Source organism: Streptomyces rapamycinicus NRRL 5491 (assembly GCF_024298965.1).
Classification (GTDB): domain Bacteria; phylum Actinomycetota; class Actinomycetes; order Streptomycetales; family Streptomycetaceae; genus Streptomyces; species Streptomyces rapamycinicus.
Window position 1 is genome coordinate 8179656 of the sequence record NZ_CP085193.1, and the last position, 21696, is coordinate 8201351.

General features: G+C 73.1%; 18 protein-coding genes and 3 pseudogenes. 9 read left to right on the forward strand and 12 right to left on the reverse strand.

Translation table 11 applies throughout. The features are described 5' to 3' along the window. Nucleotides 1–164: 164 nt before the first annotated feature. The gene (locus LIV37_RS34195) at nt 165–1157 is read right to left on the reverse strand and encodes an MASE1 domain-containing protein (protein WP_121825098.1); all 993 of its coding nucleotides are present in this window, start codon (nt 1155–1157) and stop codon (nt 165–167) included. Nucleotides 1158–1379: 222 nt separating this feature from the next. Between LIV37_RS34195 and LIV37_RS34200 the strand changes: the two genes are divergently transcribed. Beyond that, nucleotides 1380–1574 (forward strand): hypothetical protein, encoded by a 195-nt coding sequence (locus tag LIV37_RS34200; RefSeq protein ID WP_167525765.1) that lies wholly within the window; start codon nt 1380–1382, stop codon nt 1572–1574. Between the two features lie 44 nt (nt 1575–1618). On the opposite strand, the pseudogene LIV37_RS34205 reads toward LIV37_RS34200, so the two are convergent. After that, nucleotides 1619–1804 (reverse strand): annotated as a pseudogene (locus LIV37_RS34205) (IS200/IS605 family transposase); the annotation flags it as partial. A gap of 19 nt (nt 1805–1823) precedes the next feature. Between LIV37_RS34205 and LIV37_RS34210 the strand changes: the two are divergent. The 3 genes and pseudogenes from LIV37_RS34210 to LIV37_RS34220 all read left to right on the forward strand — a co-directional run. Continuing rightward, a pseudogene (locus LIV37_RS34210) lies at nt 1824–1970 on the forward strand (zinc ribbon domain-containing protein); the annotation flags it as partial. Further along, a pseudogene (locus tag LIV37_RS34215) lies at nt 1967–2152 on the forward strand (hypothetical protein); the annotation flags it as partial. The pseudogenes LIV37_RS34210 and LIV37_RS34215, both read left to right, overlap by 4 nt. Before the next feature lie 168 nt (nt 2153–2320). Beyond that, nucleotides 2321–3103: an alpha/beta fold hydrolase gene (locus tag LIV37_RS34220; RefSeq protein ID WP_020871653.1), complete on the forward strand. Its 783-nt coding sequence runs from the start codon at nt 2321–2323 to the stop codon at nt 3101–3103. On the opposite strand, the gene LIV37_RS34225 is transcribed toward LIV37_RS34220, so the two are convergent. The 6 genes from LIV37_RS34225 to LIV37_RS34250 all read right to left on the reverse strand — a co-directional run bounded on the left by LIV37_RS34225 (nt 3087) and on the right by LIV37_RS34250 (nt 10186). Beyond that, entirely contained in the window at nt 3087–3785 is a 699-nt protein-coding gene (locus LIV37_RS34225) for a lytic transglycosylase domain-containing protein (protein ID WP_020871654.1), read from the reverse strand. The two genes, LIV37_RS34220 and LIV37_RS34225, sit on opposite strands and share 17 nt — an antisense overlap. Before the next feature lie 84 nt (nt 3786–3869). Beyond that, complete coding sequence (locus tag LIV37_RS34230) at nt 3870–4559, reverse strand: DedA family protein (protein ID WP_121824182.1); 690 nt, start codon at nt 4557–4559, stop codon at nt 3870–3872. Nucleotides 4560–4810: 251 nt separating this feature from the next. Beyond that, on the reverse strand, nt 4811–5290 hold the full coding sequence (locus tag LIV37_RS34235; RefSeq protein ID WP_020871656.1) for a DoxX family protein: 480 nt from the start codon (nt 5288–5290) through the stop codon (nt 4811–4813). Nucleotides 5291–5428: 138 nt separating this feature from the next. Next, nucleotides 5429–7456, reverse strand: coding sequence for an FAD/NAD(P)-binding protein (locus LIV37_RS34240; protein WP_020871657.1), 2028 nt, complete (start codon nt 7454–7456; stop codon nt 5429–5431). A gap of 136 nt (nt 7457–7592) precedes the next feature. Further along, on the reverse strand, nt 7593–9395 hold the full coding sequence (locus LIV37_RS34245; protein ID WP_020871658.1) for an alkaline phosphatase D family protein: 1803 nt from the start codon (nt 9393–9395) through the stop codon (nt 7593–7595). 131 nt (nt 9396–9526) lie between these two features. Next, complete coding sequence (locus LIV37_RS34250; RefSeq protein WP_020871659.1) at nt 9527–10186, reverse strand: HNH endonuclease family protein; 660 nt, start codon at nt 10184–10186, stop codon at nt 9527–9529. A gap of 1410 nt (nt 10187–11596) precedes the next feature. On the opposite strand from LIV37_RS34250, the gene LIV37_RS34255 reads away from it, so the two are divergent. Further along, nucleotides 11597–12178 carry a TMEM165/GDT1 family protein gene (locus tag LIV37_RS34255; RefSeq protein WP_020871660.1) on the forward strand — a complete coding sequence of 194 codons (582 nt, stop codon included), beginning with the start codon at nt 11597–11599 and terminating at the stop codon, nt 12176–12178. Between the two features lie 48 nt (nt 12179–12226). On the opposite strand, the gene LIV37_RS34260 is transcribed toward LIV37_RS34255, so the two are convergent. Together LIV37_RS34260 and LIV37_RS34265 are read right to left on the reverse strand one after the other, a co-directional pair. Continuing rightward, the gene (locus tag LIV37_RS34260) at nt 12227–12877 is read right to left on the reverse strand and encodes an HAD-IA family hydrolase (RefSeq protein WP_020871661.1); all 651 of its coding nucleotides are present in this window, start codon (nt 12875–12877) and stop codon (nt 12227–12229) included. A gap of 241 nt (nt 12878–13118) precedes the next feature. Then, entirely contained in the window at nt 13119–14171 is a 1053-nt protein-coding gene (locus tag LIV37_RS34265; RefSeq protein ID WP_020871662.1) for a peptidoglycan-binding domain-containing protein, read from the reverse strand. A gap of 164 nt (nt 14172–14335) precedes the next feature. Between LIV37_RS34265 and LIV37_RS34270 the strand changes: the two genes are divergently transcribed. Beyond that, on the forward strand, nt 14336–16438 hold the full coding sequence (locus tag LIV37_RS34270) for an MDR family MFS transporter (protein ID WP_121824181.1): 2103 nt from the start codon (nt 14336–14338) through the stop codon (nt 16436–16438). A gap of 19 nt (nt 16439–16457) precedes the next feature. On the opposite strand, the gene LIV37_RS34275 is transcribed toward LIV37_RS34270, so the two are convergent. After that, nucleotides 16458–16997 carry a GNAT family N-acetyltransferase gene (locus tag LIV37_RS34275; protein WP_020871664.1) on the reverse strand — a complete coding sequence of 180 codons (540 nt, stop codon included), beginning with the start codon at nt 16995–16997 and terminating at the stop codon, nt 16458–16460. 126 nt (nt 16998–17123) lie between these two features. On the opposite strand from LIV37_RS34275, the gene LIV37_RS34280 reads away from it, so the two are divergent. The 3 genes from LIV37_RS34280 to LIV37_RS34290 all read left to right on the forward strand — a co-directional run bounded on the left by LIV37_RS34280 (nt 17124) and on the right by LIV37_RS34290 (nt 19662). After that, complete coding sequence (locus tag LIV37_RS34280) at nt 17124–17843, forward strand: hypothetical protein (RefSeq protein ID WP_020871665.1); 720 nt, start codon at nt 17124–17126, stop codon at nt 17841–17843. Continuing rightward, nucleotides 17837–18358, forward strand: coding sequence for a hypothetical protein (locus LIV37_RS34285; protein WP_020871666.1), 522 nt, complete (start codon nt 17837–17839; stop codon nt 18356–18358). The genes LIV37_RS34280 and LIV37_RS34285 overlap by 7 nt, the downstream gene beginning before the upstream one ends. Nucleotides 18359–18516: 158 nt before the next feature. Further along, nucleotides 18517–19662, forward strand: a complete 1146-nt coding sequence (locus LIV37_RS34290) for a serine hydrolase domain-containing protein (protein WP_020871667.1) — start codon at nt 18517–18519, stop codon at nt 19660–19662. 615 nt (nt 19663–20277) lie between these two features. Here LIV37_RS34290 and thrS read toward each other — a convergent pair. After that, nucleotides 20278–21606 (reverse strand): threonine--tRNA ligase, encoded by a 1329-nt coding sequence (gene thrS / locus LIV37_RS34305; protein WP_274596668.1) that lies wholly within the window; start codon nt 21604–21606, stop codon nt 20278–20280. Nucleotides 21607–21696 lie beyond the last annotated feature (90 nt).

Consider the following 21696-nt stretch of genomic DNA (forward strand, 5'->3'; position numbering starts at 1 on the left):
GGTGGCGGGTGGCGGGTTCCGGCGACGCCCGGCCTGTTCCGGCACCGTTCCGCCTGCTCCGGTGGCGCCCCGCCTGCCCTGGCACCGTCCCGCCTGGTCCGGCGGCGTCCTGCCTGGTTCGGCGGTATCCGAGGGGGCGTTCGGCGGCGCCGTCGTACGGCCCGCTATCGCCTGTCCGGGGAGCTGCGGTTGCCCTCGGGCGGGTGGGGTTCGTCCGGGGTGAGGCGGAAGACCACGTCGGCCAGCTGGGCGCAGACGCGTTCGATCTGGCGGCGGGTGGCGTTGCGTTCGGTGATGATCGCGGACAGGAGCAGGGCCGTCAGGGCCGTGGAGCCGTTGAACGCCTGGAGGGTGACCATCCGGGCCGCGAGAGAGTGGCGGGAGAACGGGCCGGTGCCCTCCGCCGTCGAGGCGATCGCGAGGACCGTGACGATGAGCGAGCACGGGGCGGCGCCCGCGAGCTGGAAGCGCAGGGCGGCCCAGATCAGGAACGGGAAGACCAGGAAGAGCAGGCTGACCTCCGTCCGCATGGCCACCAGCGTGACGGCCGCCGTGCCCAGCAGCAGGGCCACCGCCTCCAGCAGGCGGTACGGGCCGACGCCGCGCGGGAGCCGGGCGCGGCGGAGCACCAGCAGTACGGGGGTGATCACCAGGACGCCCATCGCGTCGCCCGTCCACCACACCGACCAGGCCGTCCAGAAGTCACCCGCCGCGAGCGCGCCCGACAGCAGGAGCGCGACGGCGCCCACCGTGGCGCTGATCAGCATGCCTGCCAGGGCGCCGAGGAAGACCAGGACGAGCGCGTCCCGCAGCCGGTCCACGGCGGGCCGGAAGCCCACGCGCCGCAGCAGCAGATATGAGCAGACCGGGGCGAGGGTGTTGCCCGCCACGATCGTGATGACGGCCGGGGGCGACGGGCCGATGGGGGCGTTGACCGCTACGGCGCCGAGGGCGATGCCCGGCCAGGCCATCGGGCCCAGCGTCAGCAGACAGGCCAGTGCGATGCCGGTCGGCGGCCACAGCGGGGTGACCTGACCGCGCACCAGCTCCTGGAGCAGTCCGATCCTGGCGCCCGCGTAGTAGAGGGCGGCGACGGCCACGAGCCGCAGTGCGGTGGCGCCGTGACGCCGGAGGCTGTTGTTCCGCCGGATCCCCATGTCGCGCGCCACAGCCGCCATCAGACTACGGGCGCCCTCGGACGGCGCGGCTGACACGCGGCCACCGGGGCCCGGCTCGCCCGTACGCAGCACAAGCTCGCCCATAGGCAGCACCGCCTTGCTCGTCGGGAACTTCCGAGGAATCCCCGCCTTCAGGCGGGGGAGGCATCGGACTCCTGCGGAGCAGGGCAGGGGAAGCCGAATCGCCGCCGGGGCTATTCAGTGCCCGCCACCGCTACCGACGGCCTGATCGTGAACGGTGACGACGTCACCATGTACGGCCTGTTCGACGAGCACTATCAGCACTACCAGACGATCTGGAACGGCAACGGCGGCGCCGGACCTACTTCTGCCAGGTCTATTCGCAGTGCACCGGGCTTCAGCCCGGTGATGAAGCGAATCTTTGGCCCGCTCTGACTTCAGCTGTGGGGACGGATCCGCGCTGTTCACCTCAGCCAGAGTCAGAGCGGCCGGTTCTGCTGCTCGTACTGCTTCACGATGCTGAGCGGCGCACCGCCGACCGACCCGGCGAAGTACGGGCCGGACCACAGGCGTTGCGCCCCTCAGTAGTGCCGGACGAGGTCGGGGAACTCCTGGCGGAGCCTGCGCGAGGACAGGCCCTTGAGGGAGTTCACCAGCCTGGACGCGGCGACCTTCGCGTCGTGGCGTACCTTCATCCGGATCGGCCGTTTCGAGCCCACCAGTCAGGTGTGTTGCGTGTGCGGCGTCAAGGACGGCCGCAAACCCCCGCACGTCCGTGTGTGGACCTGCGGGGCGTGCGGGACCGTCCAGGGGAGAGAGGACGTCAATTCAATGTGAATCCCGGTGTCGTCGCGGCCCGCGCCTTCGAGGTTCCCGACACCCCGGGCGTCCGCTTCCACCACATGGTCACCGTGTCGCTCGGCGGCACCGGCACCATCAGCCACCTCATCAACAACACGGGTGGGCCACCCAATTCCGGCAACAATGTGGCGAACCTCGTGAACTATCCGTAGCACCCCCCGCCACACGGACGACCACGCGCCCGCGATACGACCCCTTCCCGGGTCGTATCGCGGGCACGCATATGCGCACCGGGCTTGCCCACCCGAAGCGGGAGACGTCACCGTTGTCCCGCACGGGCACGCGCCGCGCGCCCGTATTCGACTGGGACCGGAGGTGCCATGGGACCGATCGTTCCACCCCTCGTTCCACCGTACGAAACCGTCGGCGACGGGCCGCACCATGTGATGGCGGTGCACGGCTGGTTCTCGGACCGGGCCGCGTACGCCGCGATGCTGCCGCACGTCGACCGGCGCGGGTTCACCTATGCGCTGCCCGATCTGCGCGGCTACGGCGAGGCGCGCGACATCCCCGGCGCGTACACCACCGGCGAGGCCGGGGGCGATCTGCTCGCGCTCGCCGATCACCTCGGCTGGGAGCGGTTCTCGCTCATCGGCCACTCGATGGGCGCGGCCGTCGTCCAGCGCGTCGTGGCGGCCGCCCCGGACCGGGTCCGCCGGCTGGTCGGGGTCGCGCCGGTGCCGGCCAGCGGGGTGCCGATGGAGGGCGAGCAGTGGCAGCTGTTCGCGGCCGCCGCCGACCGCCCGGAGAACCGCCGGGAGATCATCGACCTGACCACCGGCGGCCGCCACCCGGCCGCCTGGCTGGATCTGATGGTGCGGCACTCAGTGGAGCACAGCGACCCCAAGGCGCTCCGCGCATGGCTGGACTCCTGGGCGCTGGAGGACTTCCACGAGGACATAGCCGGTGCCCAGGTGCCGGTCCGGGTCGTGGTCGGCGCCCACGACCCGGCGCTCACGGCGGAGGTGATGCGGCAGACCTGGCTGCGCTGGTACGTCAACGCCGAGCTGGTGGAGCTGGAGTACGCCGGGCACTACCCCGCCGATGAGACACCGCAGGAACTCGTACGGGCCGTGGAGGACTTCATCACGGCCGACGTGTAGCCGCCGGTGAGGAGCCGGAGGCGGGCCCGGACGGATCGCCGGAGGGCGAGGGGGAGGCCGGTGTGGAGGGTGAGGCGGAGGCACTGCTGGTGTGCTTCGCCTCGCTCTCCTGGTACCTCTTCTCGCTCTTCCGGTACTTGGGCAGCAGCTCCTTCAAGATCTTGTCGACATACTCCCGCGTCTCGAGGATCTTCGGGATGCCGCGCGCCCGCAGCACCGCGTTCGGCCCCGCGTTGTACGCCGCGAGCGCGAGCCGGGTCGCCCCGAGCCCGGCCTTGCCGCCCGGGACCACCTTGACCACCTCGTACAGATGGCACATGTAGCGGGCCTGTGAGGGGATGGCGTCGCGGGGCTCCCAGACGTCGGCCTTGCCGTCGCCGTCGCCGTCCTGGCCCCACTCCTTCCAGGTGACCGGGGAGAACTGCGAAATGCCCTGGGCGTGCCCGGAGTCCGCGTCCCGGCGCCAGCCGCTCTCCGCGTCGATCTGGGCGGCCAGCAGCGGCACGCTCAGCGGGGAGCAGGTGCGGACCGCGGCCTCCACGACGGGGCGCCTGGCATCGGGGACCACCGGCAGCTCGGGCTCCGAGGGCTCGGTGAGATGCCGTACGACCAGGACCGCGGCGACGACCAGGGCGAGGCCGGCGAGGAACGCGGCGACCATCCCGGCGGCGCGGGTCAGCATGCCGGAACCGGCACGATGGGGGTACGCATGCAGGGACCGTAGCCGGTATCGACGGCCGATAAGTAATCGTTCGCCGACACGGCCCTACCGCGCCTGGTGGGCGCCGGGCAGCGGCTGCCCGGCCGGACCCGCGGGGAGCGGACTCGGCTCACCCTCACCCGGACGCTTCATCACATACGCGGCACCGGCGCCCGCCGCGAACAGCGCGAGCACCGAGACCGCCGTGCCGAGCCAGGTGGCGCCGAGCCACTGGCCGCCGACATAGCCGAGGGCCACGCTGTACGCCGCCCAGGCGAGCCCGGCCACCGCCGACCACGGCAGGAATTCCTTCACCCTCCGGTGGGCCGCGCCCGCGCTCAGGCTGACGACCGAGCGCCCCGCGGGCGCGAACCGGGCTATGACCACGAGCGGACCGCCGCCGCGCACCAGCGCGGTGCCCAACTTCTCCTGGGCGGAGGTGAGTCGGCGGGAGCGGGCGATGGCGCGGTCGAGCCGGTCGCTGCCGCGCCAGGCCAGCCGGTAGGCGACCATGTCCCCGAGGACGGAGGCGGTCGCGGCGCACAGCATCAGCCCGAACATGGCGGGGAAGTCGGCCGCGCCGGCCTGGCGCACCACGCCGACGGCGTCAACGGTGGTGCCGGCGGCCGCGGTGGCGGCGGTGATCACCAGAACTCCGCTGGGCAGAACGGGCAGGAAGACATCGAGCAGGACGGACGCCCCGATCACCGCATAGATCCATGGGGTGTTGGTCAGCGACCCCAAATGTTCCAACAACGTACTTCTCCCGATCCCGGTCCCCCCGCTGCGCATGTCGCCGGGAAGCGGCAGGCGTCAGCCTGTTACAGCCATACAGCGTACGCCTGTGACTGAAGAGGATAACGGTAAGGGGTGTGATGATGTTGTTCGAATCACGCCATGCGGGGCGTTCGGCCCCGCATGGCGCGATGGGTGACGTCATGCCGAACGCGTGGAACCGGCGGCCGGACGAGGTGACGTCCGGCCGCCGTCCGGCCGGCTGCCGTCCGTCAGACCCGGGACGGCTCGCGCCGCGCCTCCGGCGCCGCCTCGCTCGCGCGGGGCGAGCCGAATATCCGGTCCAGCGCCCAGGGGCCGGGGCCGGTGAAGACGAGCAGCAGCAGGGCCCAGCAGAACATCGCGGCGGGCTCGCCGCCGTTCTGAATGGGCCACAGCTTCTCGGGCTGGTGCTCGTGGAAGTACGCGTAGGCCATCGAGCCCGAGGAGATGAAGGCCGCGCTGCGGCTGCCGACGCCGAGCATCACCAGCGCGCCGCCGACGAGCTGGATGACGGCCGCGTACCAGCCCGGCCAGGTGCCGGCCTCGATGGTCTTGCCGGTGCCCATCATGCCGCCGAACCAGCCGAGCAGCGACGAGGCGCCGTGGCAGAAGAACAGCAGCCCGACCACGATGCGGAAGAGGGAGAGGACATACGGCTTGGCGCTGTCGAGCGCCTCGCCGAGGGTGCGGGGGGTGGTGGAAGAAGGCATGGGAGGGGAGCTCCTTGCTCCTGGGGACGGGGAACAGCGGAACGCCAGGTTAGGTACCCCTCACCTTTTGTTGCAAGTTCAAGTTCCTGCCAATATGAGCGCCCCGGAACCCCTTTTCTGACGTCCTGAACCCGCTCCTCAGAGCCCCACGGCGCACATCGGGGCAGCTTCCTGCCGGGGCTCCCGCGCGGTCGTCACGCGCAGCACCGCCCGTGCCACGGCGTCCGTGTCGCAGAGGGTGACGGAGTTCACGCCCGGCCGCGCGCCCGCGGCCGTCACCCAGTGGACCCCCTCGGTCGGCACCCCGAGGGCGAACCGCCGCGGATGCGGGCGGCCCTGGGCGTCCACCAGCCGGTAGGGGGCGGTGGTGACATCGAGGCCGCCGGTCTCGTAGCCCTCCACCCGGTGTGGACGGCCCTGCCCGGTCTCCAGCAGATGGATCAGCAACTCATCGGCGGTCCGGCGCACATCCGGCTCCGGCAGCCGCGCCTCGATCAGGGTCGTGGCCGCCACCGGGGGACCCGGAACCTCGGCCGACCGGGCGGCGAAACCGGCCTCGGCTCCCCCTTGGTCCGGACTTTCCAAGGTCACTTCAAGCCGTGGGCCGAGGACGTCCAGGACGCCCGCCTCGATCAGCGCGGCCATCTCCTCGATCCGGCGGCGCGGCGGGCCGATCGAGAGGAAGGCGTTGAGCGGGGTGTACCAGCGGTCCAGATGGGCGCGGCGGGACGCCCCCGTCAGCCCGCCGTGGTCGACGATCAGACGCAATTCGTTGCGGAGGTCGCGCAGTACGTCGAGAGCGGCCTTGACCGGGCCCTCGACATTGCCCAGCCGTGCGTGCGCCGCGTCCTGGTGGGCGTAGGCCAGCAGCCACCGCCGGAATTCGTCACGCCCCGTGAACCGGCGTCCGCGGTACGGCTGGGCCACCGCGTCCCAGGACCAGCGCTCCGCGTCCGGAATGCCGTACGCCGCGAGCACGGCGGCCTCTTCGGGGCTGCCGTGCTCGGTGGCCAAAAAGTGACGCCTGAAGCGTGCTGGGGTGAACGGGGTGGGGGTTCCGGAGCCGGACCCGGGGGCTTCCAGGACCTCGGGGACCTCCGGGGCTTCCGCGGCTTCCGGGACCTCCGGGGCTTCCGGTGCGGCCGGGATGTGGGTGTCGGGCGCGCGGAGAGTCAGCAGCGCCCCGTAGTAGACCGTCTCGGCCTCCTTGGCCACGAGCGGCCATATCTCGGTCAGGAAGTCCGGTGGATCGCCTGCGTCCGCGCGCTTGCGGAAGTGGCCGAGCACATCGGGGGTCAGCAGCAGCGGGGTGTGCCGGCCGCACGGACCCTTCGCGTTGTCGCCCCGCGCGTGGTACGGGATGCCGCGCCGCGACCCCGCGTACAGCCGTGGCTCGAGTCCCGAGGGCCGGTAGACCAGACCGCCGTGCGTGTGTGGGACGAACGTGCCGCCCCGGCCCGCCGTCAGCAGCGCCATGTGGTCGAAGAAGTTGAGGCCGAGGCCGCGCAGCAGCACCGGCTCGCCCGGCGCGATGAGCGACAAGTCGACATCGGCGGGGTTGGCGGGCGGGTAGTAGCGCAGCCCGTGCCGCTCCGCGTGGGCCGCGTACCGCCGCTCCGCGGCGTCGGTGGCCGCCGGCAGATGGCCCTGCGCCAGGACGACCGCGCGCAGCCCCTCCAGGCGGCTCCCGTCATCCAGTGTCAGCACTTGCTCGCCGTCGGCCCGTTCCTCCAGCCGTACGGCGCGGGCCCGGTGCGTCCGGACGGTCACGGTGTCCGGCGCGCCCCGCACCACCTCGCCGAACACCCACTCCAGATAGCGGCCGTAGAGCGCGCGGCTGGGGTAGTCGTCCGGGCCGAGGCCGGGCGCCAGGCCGCGCGCGGTGACCCATTCGTACAGGCTCGGCCCGGTCCGCACCGGTCCGCCGCATTCGACGCTCGCGTCGGTGAACAGGGTGACCTGCGAGGCCACGGTGTTCATCAGCAACTCTTCCGGCTGGGCGGTGCGCCAGACCCGTCCCGCGCCGGGCGGCGAGGGGTCCACCATGTGCACGGTCAGCGGGGTGCCGGGCGCCAGCTCCGGGGCCGAGGCGCACAGGCGCTCCAGCACGCTGGTGCCGCGCGGCCCGGCGCCGACGACGGCTATCGCGTGGGGGTCTCCGGCCAAGGCTGTGTCTCCCGGGGCAGATGTGGCTCAGGATGCGCGCCCATCATGCCGCTCGCTCCACACGAATCTCCCCGGTCTCCGGAACGTACCGCTCCGTTGTGGTCTGTATCACGTGGCATATGCCGCAGAACGGCACTCAAGGGGTCGACTGACCCGCCCAGTCCGTCTCCAGCGCCGCCACCAGCCGGGCGCCGCCGCCCGAGGGGTCCGACTGCGCCTGGTCCAGCCGCAGATGCGCGGTACGGCCCCGGAGGGTCAGCGTCATCAGCTGGTTGCCGAACCAGGGCCCACCCGTCTTGTGCCAGCTCAAACGGGGGTGCGGCACCCGCCCATGGCGCCGGAACGCCCGGCCCAGGGCGCGGCCCGCCGCGCTCCAGCCGAAGCGGAAGCCCAGCCGTATCGAGGCGTAGATGCTGTTGTGGACCGGGGAGCAGGTCAACTGGCGCACCTGGCTGCGGGGCGGCCCGGACGGCCACCGCGACCAGTCCGGGGCGGCCACATAGGCGTGGTGCACATCGCCGGAGAGCACGCTGATCGTGGCGGGCGCGCCCGGTGCGCGGCCCACCGAGGCGATGGTGTCGGTGAGCGCGTCGAAGGACTCGGGGAACGCGGCCCAGTGCTCCAGGTCGCCGCGCTGCCGCAGATCCTCGGCGATCCGCGCCCAGCGCCCACCGCGTCCGCCGCCGCACACCGAGGCGTTCCACGCCTCGACGTCATGCACGAAGTGCGGCAGCAGCCAGGGCAGCGAGGTGCCGAGCAGCAGATGGTCGTAGCCGCCCTCGTGGTGACCGCCTTGGCGACCGCCGTGGTGACCCTCTTCGTAGCCGCCGGGGGCCGCCCCGGGCCTCTCCGGGCTGGGCTCCTCCGGGCCGGGGAAGCCGCCCACGCCGTCCATGGCCTGCTCGCGCACCCAGGCGAGCTCCTTGTCGGTCAGCATCGCCCGCCGGCCCTCCTCGAGCACCCGCGCCGCGCGGGTGTCGACCATCAGCAGCCGGGTGCGGCCGAAGTCGCGGCGGTAGCTCCAGCGGGTGTACCCCGGATCGGCGTCGGCGCGGGCGGCGAACTCCCGCAGCGCCCCGGTGCCGTCCTCCGCCGCGCGCACCTCCGCGTAGAGCGGGTCGGCGGCCAGTTCGGCGGGGGAGAGGTTGCCCAGGTGCTGATGGACCCAGTAGGACATCAGCCCGCTCAGTATCCGCTCCCGCCACCACGGGGTGGCGCGCATCCGGCGCTGCCACGCCTCGCTGGTGTTCCAGTCGTCGATGACGTCGTGGTCGTCGAAGATCATGCAGCTGGGGACGGTGGAGAGCAGCCAGCGCACCTCGGGGTCCAGCCAGGACTCGTAGTAGAGCCGGGTGTACTCCTCGTAGTCCGCCACCTGCTCGCCCGGCGGCTCGCTCAGATCGCGGCGCTCGGCCAGCCAGCGGCGGGTCTCGGCGGACGTCTCGTCCGCGTACACCTGGTCGCCCAGCAGCACCAGCACATCGGGGCGCGGGGCCTCCGGGGCGCGGGCGAGCGCCTGCGCGAGGGTGTCCAGCGCGTCGGGCCCCACGGGGTCGTGCGAGGCGTCGGAGGGCGGTGCGGCCCACCGGCAGGAGCCGAAGGCCACGCGCACGGGCGCGGGGTCCGTGGAGTCGGCGCCCGGGGCCGGGGCCGGGGTGCGGATGGTGCTGTCGGGGAACGAGGAGTCCGGCAGCGGCCAGACCTGCTCGCCGTCCAGCAGCACCCGGTAGGCGGTCTCGCTGCCCGGCCGCAGCCCGGTGACCGGGATCAGGGCGTAGTGGTGGTCCGCGATCCGCCAGGTGCGGGCCGTGCCGCCCGCGCCGTCGGCGCACCGCACCTCGGCCTCACAGGGCCGGTCGGCCTCGACCCAGACGGTCGCGCCGGTGCCGGTCTCCCAGTCGACATGGCGCAGCAGTGGTCCCAGGCGCAGCCCGGCCATCCGGACCTCCTCCGTCGTTCTTCGATGTGCTCGTCATGCGTACGGTACGGAACGACGGAGGAGGTGCGGCGGTTCCTCCGGCCGGTGCGCCGGGGGACGTGTCCGGTAATGCGGTGTCTCGGCGCGGTGTCTCAGCAGCCGTTGAGTATGCCGCTGAGCGCGGACTTCTCGGCCGAGTCGAGGGTGAGCTTGTAGGTGTACTTCACCGAGACCCACATGCGGGCGTACATGCAGTGGTAGGCGGTCCGGGACGGCAGCCACTCGGCGGGGTCCTGGTCGCCCTTGGACTGGTTGACGTTGTCCGTCACGGCGATGAGCTGGGAGTGGGTCAGGTCATTGGCGAACGACTGGCGCTGGGCGGTGGTCCAGCTGTTGGCGCCGGACTTCCACGCCTCGGAGAGCGGCACGACGTGGTCGATGTCCACGTCGCCGGAGGCGGACCAGGTCTCGCCGTCGTACTCGGAGTACCAGGTGCCGCTGGTGGCCGCGCAGCTGGAGTCGGTCTGGACGTTCTTCCCGTCGCGCTTGAGGACTTCCTCGCGGGTGTTGCAGGCGCCGCTCTGGGTGATCCAGTGCGGGAACTTGTCGCGGCTGTAACCGTCGGACGAGCCCTCGGCCTTGACGGTCAGCGAGGCCAGCTGGGTACGGGCGGTGGCGGCGCTGGGCGGAGTGGGCGGGGAAGCCTCGGCGGCGGGCCCGCTCAGCACGAGCGTGCCCAGCAGGGCGACGAACCCGCCGAAGACGGAGGCGCGACGCGCGTAGACGCGACGGCGAGAAAACGTGTCCGACATGCGAACTCCCTTGAGGGTGGGGGGTCGTTGGCCACTGGTGCCCGGCCATGGTTGCGGCGCCGGGTTGCTGTGGGGTGGGCGCCAGGTAACAGAGTGACGACGCGGTCATGTCAACGCAAGGGGTTCCAGGAGGCAGTTGGTGCCGGGCACCCGCTCCGGCGCGGCCGTCGCGCGCTCACGATGCGCCCACATGTGGCGCGCCCCCGTGCCCAGGCCCGGGGCATCGCCGCCGGTCAACGCCGCGCCCCGGGGCGGCGCTCGCGGCTCCGCCGCGAGGCGAGCGCACAAGCCGCCCGCGAGCGGGGCGCACGGGCGCCGACGGCGCTCCGGGCGGCCTGGGGGCGTCCGGCGCCTACGGCGGGCTGTCCCCCTCCCCGCCCCTTCCCGAAACTGGAGCTCCGCCCCAGCCCCCGCCCGGGGCTCCGCCCCAGCCCCCGGACCGGGCTTGGCCCCAGCCCCGGACGGGGCTTGGCCCGGGACCCCGGACGGGGCTTCGTCCCTGGCTCTGGACGGGGCTTGGCCCCGGACTCCGGGCTGGGCTTGGCCCTTGGCTTCGGGTCGGGCTTCGTCCCTGGCTCTGGACGGGGCTTGGCCCCGGACTCCGGGGTGGGCTTGGCCCTTGGCTTCGGGTCGGGCTTCGTCCCTGGCTCTGGACGGGGCTTGGCCCCGGACTCCGGGGTGGGCTTGGCCCTTGGCTTCGGGTCGGGCTTCGTCCCTGGCTCTGGACGGGGCTTGGCCCCGGACTCCGGGCTGGGCTTGGCCCTTGGCTTCGGGTCGGGCTTCGTCCCTGGCCCTGGGCCGGGCCTGGTCCCGGGCTCCGGGTCGGGCTTCGTCCCTGGCCCTGGGCTGGGCTTGGCCCCCGGCCTCGGGTCCGGCTTTGCGCCTCGCCCCGGGGCGGGGCGGACGCGGTGCCGGGGCCGGTGCAGGGCACCGTGCCCGGCGGGGTCCGCCCCGGGGCGGGGCTTTGCTCCTTCCCGCGGTGCCGAGATGCGGCTCCGCCGCGTGGTGGGGCTCTGCCCGGGGTCCAGGGGCGGAGCCCCTGGCTATCGGGAAGGGGCGGGGAGGGGAAAGCCGGACGGCCCCGCTTGGCGCGCTGCCGTCGGGGCTCGACCGGGGCCTGCGCTTGTGGGGCTGGTCACACTTCACGGCGCCTTCGGCGGCATGCCGCCGAGCCGCGGCGGGGGTTCCCGTATCCTTGGCGGGAGCAGAAGGGGAGTAGCTCCTCGCCGGACCGTCGACATACTGCCCGCCCCTCGAGGTGCGGGCCGGCGCCCGGAGCGTACGGATCACCGCGTGACGCGGAGGCCGTACGCCAGCGAGACCTTCGGCCGCAGTGTCCGACGCTGCCGTGCCGAAGCGATCCCTCCCCAGGGGCCCTTGGCGCGGCCCGATCTACGAGGTATCCATTCCGTGTTCAGCATCACCGTCGCCGCCGTGGTTTTCGGCGTCGTCTTCCTCGCCGAGCTGCCCGACAAGACCGCCCTGGCCGGGCTGATGCTCGGCACCCGTTACCGCGCGTCGTACGTCTTCGTCGGCGTGGCCGCCGCCTTCGCCCTTCACGTGGGGCTCGCGATCGCGGCGGGCAGTGTGCTCACCCTGCTGCCGCACCGCCTGCTGCAGGCGATCGTGGGGGTCCTCTTCCTCGGGGGAGCGGCGATGCTGCTCTTCAAGAAGGACGACGACGAGGAGGAGATGCGCAAGCCCGCCGACCAGAGCTTCTGGAAGGTCTCCGGGGCGGGCTTCACGTTGATCCTGATCGCCGAGTTCGGTGATCTGACCCAGATCATGACCGCGAACCTCGCCGCCCGCTACGACGACCCGCTGTCGGTGGGTGTCGGCGCGCTGCTGGCCCTGTGGGCCGTCGCGGGTCTGGGCATCGTGGGCGGCCGCACCCTGATGCGGTACGTACCGCTGCGGCTGATCACCAGGATCGCGGCCCTGGTGATGCTGGCGCTGGCCGGCTTCAGCCTGTACGAGGCCATCGCGGCCTGATCGGCGGGCGGACGGGGCGCGATCACCGCACGGTGTGGGTCCCGGGGCTCAGTCCGAGAAGTGCAGTCGCATCGTGCCGTCGGGCAGGGCCTCGATCCGCACCTGCTCCAGGTCCCGTACATGCGCGTCCGGGGCGTGGGCCCCGGCGCGCGGGCCGATGCCGACGATGCGCATTCCGGCCGCCCGGCCCGCCGCGATGCCTGCCTCCGAGTCCTCGAAGACCACGCAGTCGGCGGGGTCGAAGCCCAGCTCGGCCGCGCCCTTGAGGAAGCCCTCCGGGTCGGGCTTGCTCGCGCCGACGCGTTCCGCGGTGACCCGTATCTCCGGCATCGGCAGCCCGGCGGCGCCCATGCGGGCGCGGGCGAGTGCCTCGTCGGCGGAGGTCACCAGGGCGTGCGGGAGTGCGGCCAGCGCGGCCATGAAAGCGGGTGCGCCGGGCACCGGTACGACGCCGTCGAGATCGGTGGTCTCGCGCTCCAGCATCCAGCGGTTGTCCGCCATGTTCTGCTCCACCGGGCGGTCCGGGAGCAGCGCGGCCATCGTGGCGTGGCCCTGTCGGCCGTGGACGACCTTGAGGACCTGCTCGGGGTCGAGCCCCTGCTCGGCGGCCCAGATCCGCCAGTAGCGCTCGACCACGGCGTCCGAGTTCACCAGGGTGCCGTCCATGTCGAGGAGGAGTGCGCGGGTGGTGAGGGACATCGGGACTCCTGGTCGCGAGCGCGGAGCGGACCGCGGAACGGCACAACGGAAAGACGCAACGAAAAGGCGCCACGGAAAGGGAAACAAGCGGCTCCGCCCGCCGGTCAGGGAAAACGGGCGGAACCACTTTGTTCCTTCACGATACAAAGCCGGGCCGCTATGCGCCAGGGGGTGGGCCCATAAGGCACCCCTCACGGCGTCCCATACGGAGTCCCCTACGGCTGGTTCCCCTTGTGTCCGCCTACGGCTCGTCGGTTCTCGATTCGAGGTCGCGGCGGGTGTTCTCGCCGTAGACGCCATCCGGATCACCCGTGATGTCGTGCTGGTCCTGGTAGCTGGACACGATCCTCCGCAGCCCCCCGTCGTACTTCCCGTCCGCCACACCGATGTACTGCAGCAGCTGGGTCAGCCGCTTCTGGAGCTCGACCACCTCGGCCCCGCTGTCGCCCTCGCGCAGCACCGGCGGGCCGGGCGGCTCGGGCGGGTCGGACGGGGCGGAGGTCGGACGGCCGGACGCGCTCGGCCCGGGTTTCGTCGCCGAGTCGGTCGCGGAGGCCGACGCCGAGGGGCGGGCCGAGCCCGAGGGGCCGCCCTCGCTCGGGGCCGCGCCGGCCCGTACCGAGCCGGACGCGGAGGGGCGGGGGGTCGTACTCGACGAGGGGGAGCCGGACGACGTGCCGGGCCCTTCGGCCGGCAGCTCCTCCTCGGCCGGAGGGCTGACGGTGCTGTCGGCGAGCGTGTGATCGCTCGCGCCGCCTCCGCCGCCGTCCTCCTTGTGGTCACCGAGTAAACCGGTGCCGATCGCCAGCGAACCGGCCACCGCCACGGCCGCCGCGCCCGCGAGGACGACCGCCACGACCTTGCGCTTGCTCTTGCGGTGGCGGCCCGGGCCGGGGGCGTCTCCGTCGGCATCGCCGTCGGCCTCGTCCCCCTCGTCCCCGCCGGGTCTCTCCTCGACGCGGTCGATCACCCGCGTCTCCTCACCCTCCCCCTTCCCGGCGTCACCGGCATCACCGGCATCACCGGCGTTCGCGGCGTGCTCCCCCTTCGCCGCCCCCCTCGCCGCCGTCTTCGCCTCCGCCGCCCGCTCCGCCTCCTCGAAGAGGCGCAGATCGCGCGGATCGGGGCCGGCCGGGCGCTCCTCCGGGAGCGTCACCTGGGGGTTCGGCCGGGTCTGGTCATCGGTCGCACCTGCCGTCGCGGTGGCCGCGGCGGCGCGTTCGGCACATGTACAGCCGGGGCGGCCGTTGGCGCGCGCCGGTGCGAAGCAGTGCGGGCAGGACTCTGCCGTCACGGAACTTTCCCTCCCTGGAGTTCGCAGCGATTATGCGCATCCGATCGGCCTCCGCGCAGGTGTTCGCCCGCCGTGCGGACCGGTCCGGCGGGCCGTAACAGGGCATAAAGGTGAGGATGGGATGAGGATGAGGAGGGGACGGAGGGGAGCGAGGAGGAGTCGCCATGGCGCGGGACGCCGGCAGCCCGGCTCCGGCCCCAGGGGGCCCAGGAACCCCCGGCACCGTGGCCCCCGGCCCGGGAGGGGACCGGCCGCGGCGCACGGTCCTCGTGGCCATCGGCGCGCTGCTGCTCGGCATGCTGCTCGCCGCGCTCGATCAGACGATCGTCTCCACCGCGCTGCCCACGATCGTCAGCGACCTCGGCGGTCTGGAGCATCTGTCCTGGGTCGTCACCGCGTATCTCCTCGCCTCGACCGCGGCCACCCCGCTGTGGGGCAAGCTCGGCGACCAGTACGGCCGCAAGAAGCTCTTCCAGACCGCGATCGTCATCTTCCTGATCGGCTCCGCGCTGTGCGGACTCGCCGGGAACATGGCCGAACTCATCGCCTTCCGCGCGCTGCAGGGGCTGGGCGGCGGCGGCCTCATGGTGCTGTCGATGGCCATCGTCGGCGATATCGTCCCGCCCCGTGACCGCGGCCGCTACCAGGGTCTCTTCGGCGCCGTCTTCAGCGCCGCCAGCGTGCTGGGGCCGCTGCTGGGCGGGGTGTTCGTGGACCGTCTCAGCTGGCGCTGGGTGTTCTACGTCAATCTGCCCCTCGGCGTCGTCGCCCTCCTCGTCGTCGCCTCCGTCCTGCACATCCCGGTGCGCCGCACCTCGCACACCATCGACTACCTCGGCACCTTCCTGATCGCCGTGGTGGCCGCCGCCCTGGTGCTCATGACCTCCCTCGGCGGGGTCACCTACGGCTGGGGCTCCTGGCAGATCGTCGGGCTCGCGGTGGCCGGCATGCTGCTGCTGGCGGCGTTCGTACGGGTGGAGACCCGCGCGGCCGAGCCGGTGCTGCCGCTCACGCTCTTCCGCAGCCGCACCTTCACGCTCTGCGCGGTCATCGGCTTCATCGTCGGCTTCGCGATGTTCGGGAGCATGACCTATCTGCCGACCTTCCTCCAGATCGTGCAGGGCGTCTCGCCGACCACGTCCGGCCTCCATCTGCTGCCGCTGGTCCTCGGCACGCTGGTCTCCTCCACCGTCTCCGGCCATCTGGTCAGCCGCACCGGCCGCTACAAGGTCTTCCCGGTCCTGGGCACCGCGGTCACCGCCGTCGGGCTGCTGCTGATGCACCAGCTGCGGGAGTCCAGCGGGGTGGCCGAGATGAGCGCGTACTTCTTCGTCTTCGGCTGCGGTCTCGGCCTGGTCATCCAGGTGCTGGTGCTGATCGTGCAGAACTCCGTCCGCTATCAGGACCTGGGCGTCGCCACCTCCGGCGCGACCTTCTTCCGCTCGATCGGCGCCTCGTTCGGCGTCTCCGTCTTCGGCACGATCTTCGCCAACAACCTCGGCCCGCATATCGCGGACGCCCTCGCCGGACGGCGTCTGCCACCCGGAGTCACCCCCGGCGCCCTCACCTCCGACCCCCGCACCCTCGGCCGGCTGCCGCCCGCGGACCAGGCCGCCGTCCGGCACGCGTTCTCCGTCTCCATCACCGACGTCTTCCTGTACGCGGTGCCGGTCGTACTGCTCGCCTTCCTCCTCGCCTGGTACCTCCGGGAGGAGCCGCTGCGCGCCAGCGTCACCGCGCCCGACGGCAGCGAGATACTCGCCAGCAACCCCGTGCAGCGCACCTCGCGCGACGAATGCGCCCGCGCGCTGTCCCTGCTGGGCAGCCGGGAGGGCCGCCGGAAGGTCTACGCGGACATCACCCGGCGCGCCGGTCTCGACCTCGGACCGGCCGCGAGCTGGATGCTGCTGCGCATCCAGCACTACGGCTCGGTCGAACCCGCCCTGCTCGCCGAGCGCACGCCCGTACCGCTGCGGGCCATCACCGAGGCGGTCCGGCAGATCGAGGCGCGGGGCCTCGGCCGCCGCTACGGTCTTGAGCTGTTCCTCACCGACGACGGCCGCGAGATCGCGACCAGGCTCTACCGGGCCCGCGAGGCGTCCCTCGCGGAACTCCTGGGCGACTGGTGGTCACCGGACCGCCCGACCGACCTGACCGAGCTGGTGGACGAGCTGACGCGGGAGCTGTGCGGCTCGGACGCGGAGCGGCCGAGGGAGGGCACGCCCCGCCCGGACCACCGCGGACCACCGCCGCCGCGGGGCCCCTGACCCGGGTCCGGCATTCGGATCAGCCCAGCTCCTTGGCCATCCAGACCTCGGCGTACGGCCCTTCCGTGAAGGGCGCAACCTCCCGGTAGCCGTGGTGCGCGTACAGCCCACGGGCCTCGACCAGATCGAGGCGGGTGTCGAGCACGATCCGCCCGGCGCCCAGTTCGCCCGTCGCCGCCTCGACGGCCGCGAGCAGTGCGGCGCCCCCGCCCAGGCCCCGCTTGGCGGGCCGTACGTACACCCGCTTGAGCTCCGCCGTGCGCGGGTCCATCAGCCGCACCCCCGCGCATCCGGCGGGTTCGCCCTCGTGGTGCGCCAGCAGGAACACGCCCTGCGGCGGGGCGAGATCGTCGCTGGGCATCTCGGCGAGCGCCCGCTCGATCTCCTCCGGGGTCGAGTCCCGCTCCTCGTGGAGCCGGTAGTAGCGGTCTGCGACATCGACGAGGTACTCGCGCAGCAGCATGGCCGAGACGGGGTCGTCGACGGGCCGCGGGGCGACGGTCCACGCGGAGGAGGCGTCGGCGCGCTCACCGGCCTGGGCATGGGGCGTACTCGTCATGGCCCGCATCCTGGCACCCACCACACCTCTGACGCACCGCAGTTTGAGGGGCGAAGACCGGGCTACCCGAAGAGAGGAGCCCCCCGAACGCGGAGGGGGAAGCCAGCGGGAAGGCAGAAGCAGACCATGTCAACTGGTGCGATCAGCATCGTGGTTGTCGTCGCGGTCGTCCTCGCGGCCGCGCTCATCATCCGCGTCGTCCGCGCGGGCGCCGGCCGTAGGGAACGCGCTCTGCGACGCCGCTTCGGGCCCGAGTACGAGCTGAACGTCGCCCAGCACGCGGGCGACACCAAGGCGGCGGAGCGGGAACTCGAGGAACGGCTGCGGCGGTACGGCGATCTGAGGACCGAGCCCCTGCCCGGTGAGCTGCGCGAGCGGTACGTGGCCGAGTGGGCCGGTATGCAGGAGATGTTCATCGAGTCTCCGGAACACGCGGTGACCGGCGCCGATCAGCTCCTGGCCCGGCTCGCCCAGGACCGTGGCTACCCGTCGGGCCATTACGAGGAGCAGGTGGCGGCGCTGTCCGTGCACCACGCCGACCACGTCCAGGGCTACCGGCAGATCCACGACACGGCCGCCCGCGCCCGTGAGGGGCGCGCGGACACCGAGGAGCTGCGCGAGGCCGTGGTGCACGCCCGGCCGTTCTTCGAGGATCTGGTCAGGCCGCCGCACCACGGCGCCCCGACCGGCTCCGAGACCGCCCGGCAGCACCACCACGGCGAGCGGCGGAGCGGGAACGGCCTCCGGAAGTGGCTGCCGGGGACCGGGACCGGGACGCGGACGGGTACCGGTACGGGTACGGGCCATACGCGGTTCGGCCACACCAGGAAGGGCGGCGCGTGGTGACGGACCCGACCGACCCGACCGACCCGGAGGAGAACGACGGGCAGCGGCGCCACGGACTGGAGAAGCATGAAGTGGCACCGCTGCCCCGGCGGCCGGGCCACACGGAGGCGGCGGAGCCGATGACGTCCTGGCACGCCACGATGCCGAAGCACGAGCCGACGAACGGAAGTCGGCCCACGCCGACGAACGGGTCCTCCGCCCAGCCGTCGGGCGAGCCGTCGGACACCCCGAACGGCCCCAGCTTCCCCGTGCTGCCCACGAGCGAGCACGACAAGCTGATCCAGCGACTGCGGTACGCGGTCAGCGGCTTCGTGGACTCCCCACGCGGCGCCGTCGAGGAGGCCGACGCCCTGCTCGTGGAGGTGGCAGCCCGCCTCACCGACCTCCTGGCCGAGCGCCGCGCCACCCTCCGTGCCGCCTGGCACGAGGACGACGCGGCCAGCTCGGAGACGGAGGAGCTGCGTCTGGCGATGCGGGGCTACCGCAATGTGCTGGAGCGCCTCATCAGCATCTGAGTGCCCCGGCCCACCCTTTGGCCGCCGCCCGGACCTCTGCCGGGCGGCGGCCAAGGCGTATCGGCCGGGGGCCCTCGTAAATCGTTCGTGGTGGGGGCGGGTCACGGCCTACCGTGGCGCGGTTGTGGTCACGCGGGGTTCATGGAGGACCGGGGGCGATGAGGGTGTACAGCGGGTGGGTCGACGAGGGGTTCGGCGGCGTCGCCGATGTGTTCGCGCGGAACTTCGAGGAGTTTCCCGAGCTCGGGGCGGCCGTCACCGTCTTCGTCGGCGGGCGCAAGGTCGTGGAGCTGTGGGGCGGGGTCGCGGATGAGGGGAGCGGGCGGGGGTGGGAACGGGACACCGTCGTGCCGGTGTTCTCCTGCGCCAAGGGCCTGGTGAGCGTCTGCGCCCACCTCCTCGCGCAGGAGGGGCGGCTGGACCTCGACGCCCCCGTGAGCCGGTACTGGCCGGAGTTCGGCCGGTACGGCAAGGAGGCCATCACCTGCCGTATGGTCCTCGGGCACCGGGCGGGGGTCCCCGTACTCGACGGGGTGCTGACGTTCGAGGAGATCGCCGACTGGGCGCCGGTGATCCGCGCCGTCGAGGAACAGTCGCCGCTGTGGGAGCCGGACACGGCGTACGAGTACCACGGCCATGTCTTCGGCTTCCTCATCGGCGAGGTCATCCGGCGGATCACCGGGCACACCCCGGGCGCGTACTTCCGCCGGGCCGTGGGGGACCCGCTGGGGCTGCGGGCCTGGATCGGGCTGCCCGACGCGGAGATGGACGGGCGGGCCCGGCTGGTCGAGGCCGAGGGGCGGCCCGGGATGCCGGGGCCCGAACACCTGCTGACCCGCATCGTGACCATGAACGGTGCGCTGGTCTTCCCCGGCCTCGACGAGCCGCACGGCTGGAACGACCCGGAGCTGCTCGGCATGGAACTGCCCGGCGCGGGCGCCACCGCGTCGGCGAGCGGGCTCGCCGGGCTGTACGCGGCGGCCGTGACCGGCATCGGGGGCCATCGGCGGCTACTGGCCCCCGAGACCGTGACGGACGCGGTCCGCGAGGTCTCGTCCGGTAAGGGCTGGCTGGGCTTCGACATGGGGGCGCGCTGGGGTTCGGGCTTTCTGCTGGACTCGCCTTCGTTCCGGCCGATGCTGGGGGAGCGGAGCTTCGGCAATGACGGGGCGGGTGGGCAGTTCGCCTTCGGCGACGACGAGTTCGGGGTGGGCTTCGCGTATGTGGCCAACCGGATGATCGGGCACGGTGACGCGCGCGCGTCGCGGCTCGTCGCCGCCGTGCGGAAGTGTTCGCCCGGCTGACTCACCCCCACCCCGCCCCTCCCCGAAACCGGGGGCTCCGCCCCCGGGCCCCTGCCGGGGCTCCGCCCCGGACCCCGCTCCTCAATCGCCGGAGGGGCTGGGATGGGTAACGCCGCAGCCCCGATATGCGGCTCCGCCCCGGGCCAGGGGCCCCACCCCCGGCCCCCCGGCCCCCCCGGCCCCCCGGCCCTCGGCCTCGTGGCCCCCGGCCCCCCGGCCCCCCGGCCCTCGGCCTCGTGGCCCCCGGCCTCCCGGCCCCCGGCCTCCCGGCCCCCGGCCCTCGGTCTCCCGCCCGGCCCCCGGCCTCCCGGCCTCGTGGCCCCCGGCCCTCGGTCTCCCGGCCCCCGGCCCCCGGCCCTCGGTCTCCCGGCCCCCGGTCTCCCGGCCTCCCGGGGCCCGACCAACCGGGGGGCCGGGGGCGGAGCCCCTGTGGGGTCCGGGGCGGAGCCCCGCCGGGGTTGGGGGCGGAGCCCCTGTGGGGTCTGGGGCGGAGCCCCGCCGGGGTTGGGGGCGGAGCCCCTGTGGGGTCTGGGGCGGAGCCCCGGTTTCGGGAAGGGGCGGGGAGGGGAACAGCCCGCCGCAGGCGGCGCGACCCGTCGGGCGCCCCCTACGCCGCTACGCCGCATCCCACAGGTCGGGGCTGTACGACCTCACCAGCGCCTCGATCCGGGGCAGTACCTCGCCGACCGGTAGTGGGGGCAACCGGCGGCCGTCCCGCAGCCGCAGGGCGACTCGGTCGTCGGCGGCCTCCCGGGCGCCCACGACGGCCTGGTACGGGACTCGGCGGGCCTCCCGGATGCGGGCGCCCAGGCTGCCGTGGTCCGGGCCGGCGAGTTCCGCGCGGAGGCCGAGTTCATCGCACCGCCGGACGAGTTCCCCGGCTCGGGCCAGCTCGGTCTCGGAGATCGGCAGGACCACCAGCTGGGTGGGGGCCAGCCAGGCGGGGAAGGCCCCGCCGTGGTGCTCGACGAGATGGGCCACGGCCCGCTCCACGCTGCCGATGATGCTGCGGTGGACCATGACCGGACGGTGCCGGGCGCCGTCCGGGCCGATGTAGTGGAGATCGAACCGCTCGGGCTGGTGGAAGTCGACCTGGACGGTGGACAGGGTGGATTCCCGGCCCGCGCCGTCCGCGACCTGAACGTCGATCTTGGGGCCGTAGAACGCGGCCTCGCCCTCCACCGCCTCGTACGGCAGCCCGGAGCGGTCCAGGACGTCGGTCAGCAGGGCGGTCGAGCGGCGCCACAGCTCGGGCGCGGCGACGTACTTGCCGCCGGGGCCCGGGCCCGGGAGGGAGAGCCGGTAGCGGGCCGGGGTGATGCCGAGCGCCTCGTACGCCCGGCGGATCATCTCCAGGGCGGCCCCGGCCTCGTCGGCGACCTGGTCCAGGGTGCAGAAGATATGGGCGTCGTTCAGCTGGATGGCCCGGACCCGGGTCAGCCCGCCGAGCACCCCCGACAGCTCCGAGCGGTACATTCCGCCCAATTCGGCCATGCGCAGCGGCAGTTCGCGGTAGCTGTGGCCTCGGGAGCGGTAGATGACCGCGTGGTGGGGGCACAGGCTCGGGCGCAGCACCACCTGCTCAGCGCCCAGGTCCATCGGGGGGAACATGTCGTCGCTGTAGTGCTGCCAGTGGCCCGACAGCTCGTACAGCTCCCGTTTGCCGAGCACCGGCGAGTACACATGCCGGTAGCCCGCCCGCCGCTCGGCGGCGCGGATGTACTCCTCCAGGGTGTGCCGTACGGTCGCGCCGTCGGGCAGCCAGTACGGCAGGCCCGCGCCGATCAGCGGGTCGGTGTCGAACAGGCCCAGTTCGCGGCCCAGCTTGCGGTGGTCGGACATCGCGGTCTCCTCAACAACGTGAGGCGAGTGACCGCACGGCGAAGCCCCGGGGCACTCGCCCCGGGGCTTCGGATCAGAACATCGATCAGCGCGCCGGGACACTCTCCGGCGTCGTCGTCATCGCAGTGGTCATCGCGGCGCGCTTCATGCCGCTCACCGTAGCAAGGCCCGGCGCGGCCCGCCCGGCGATTT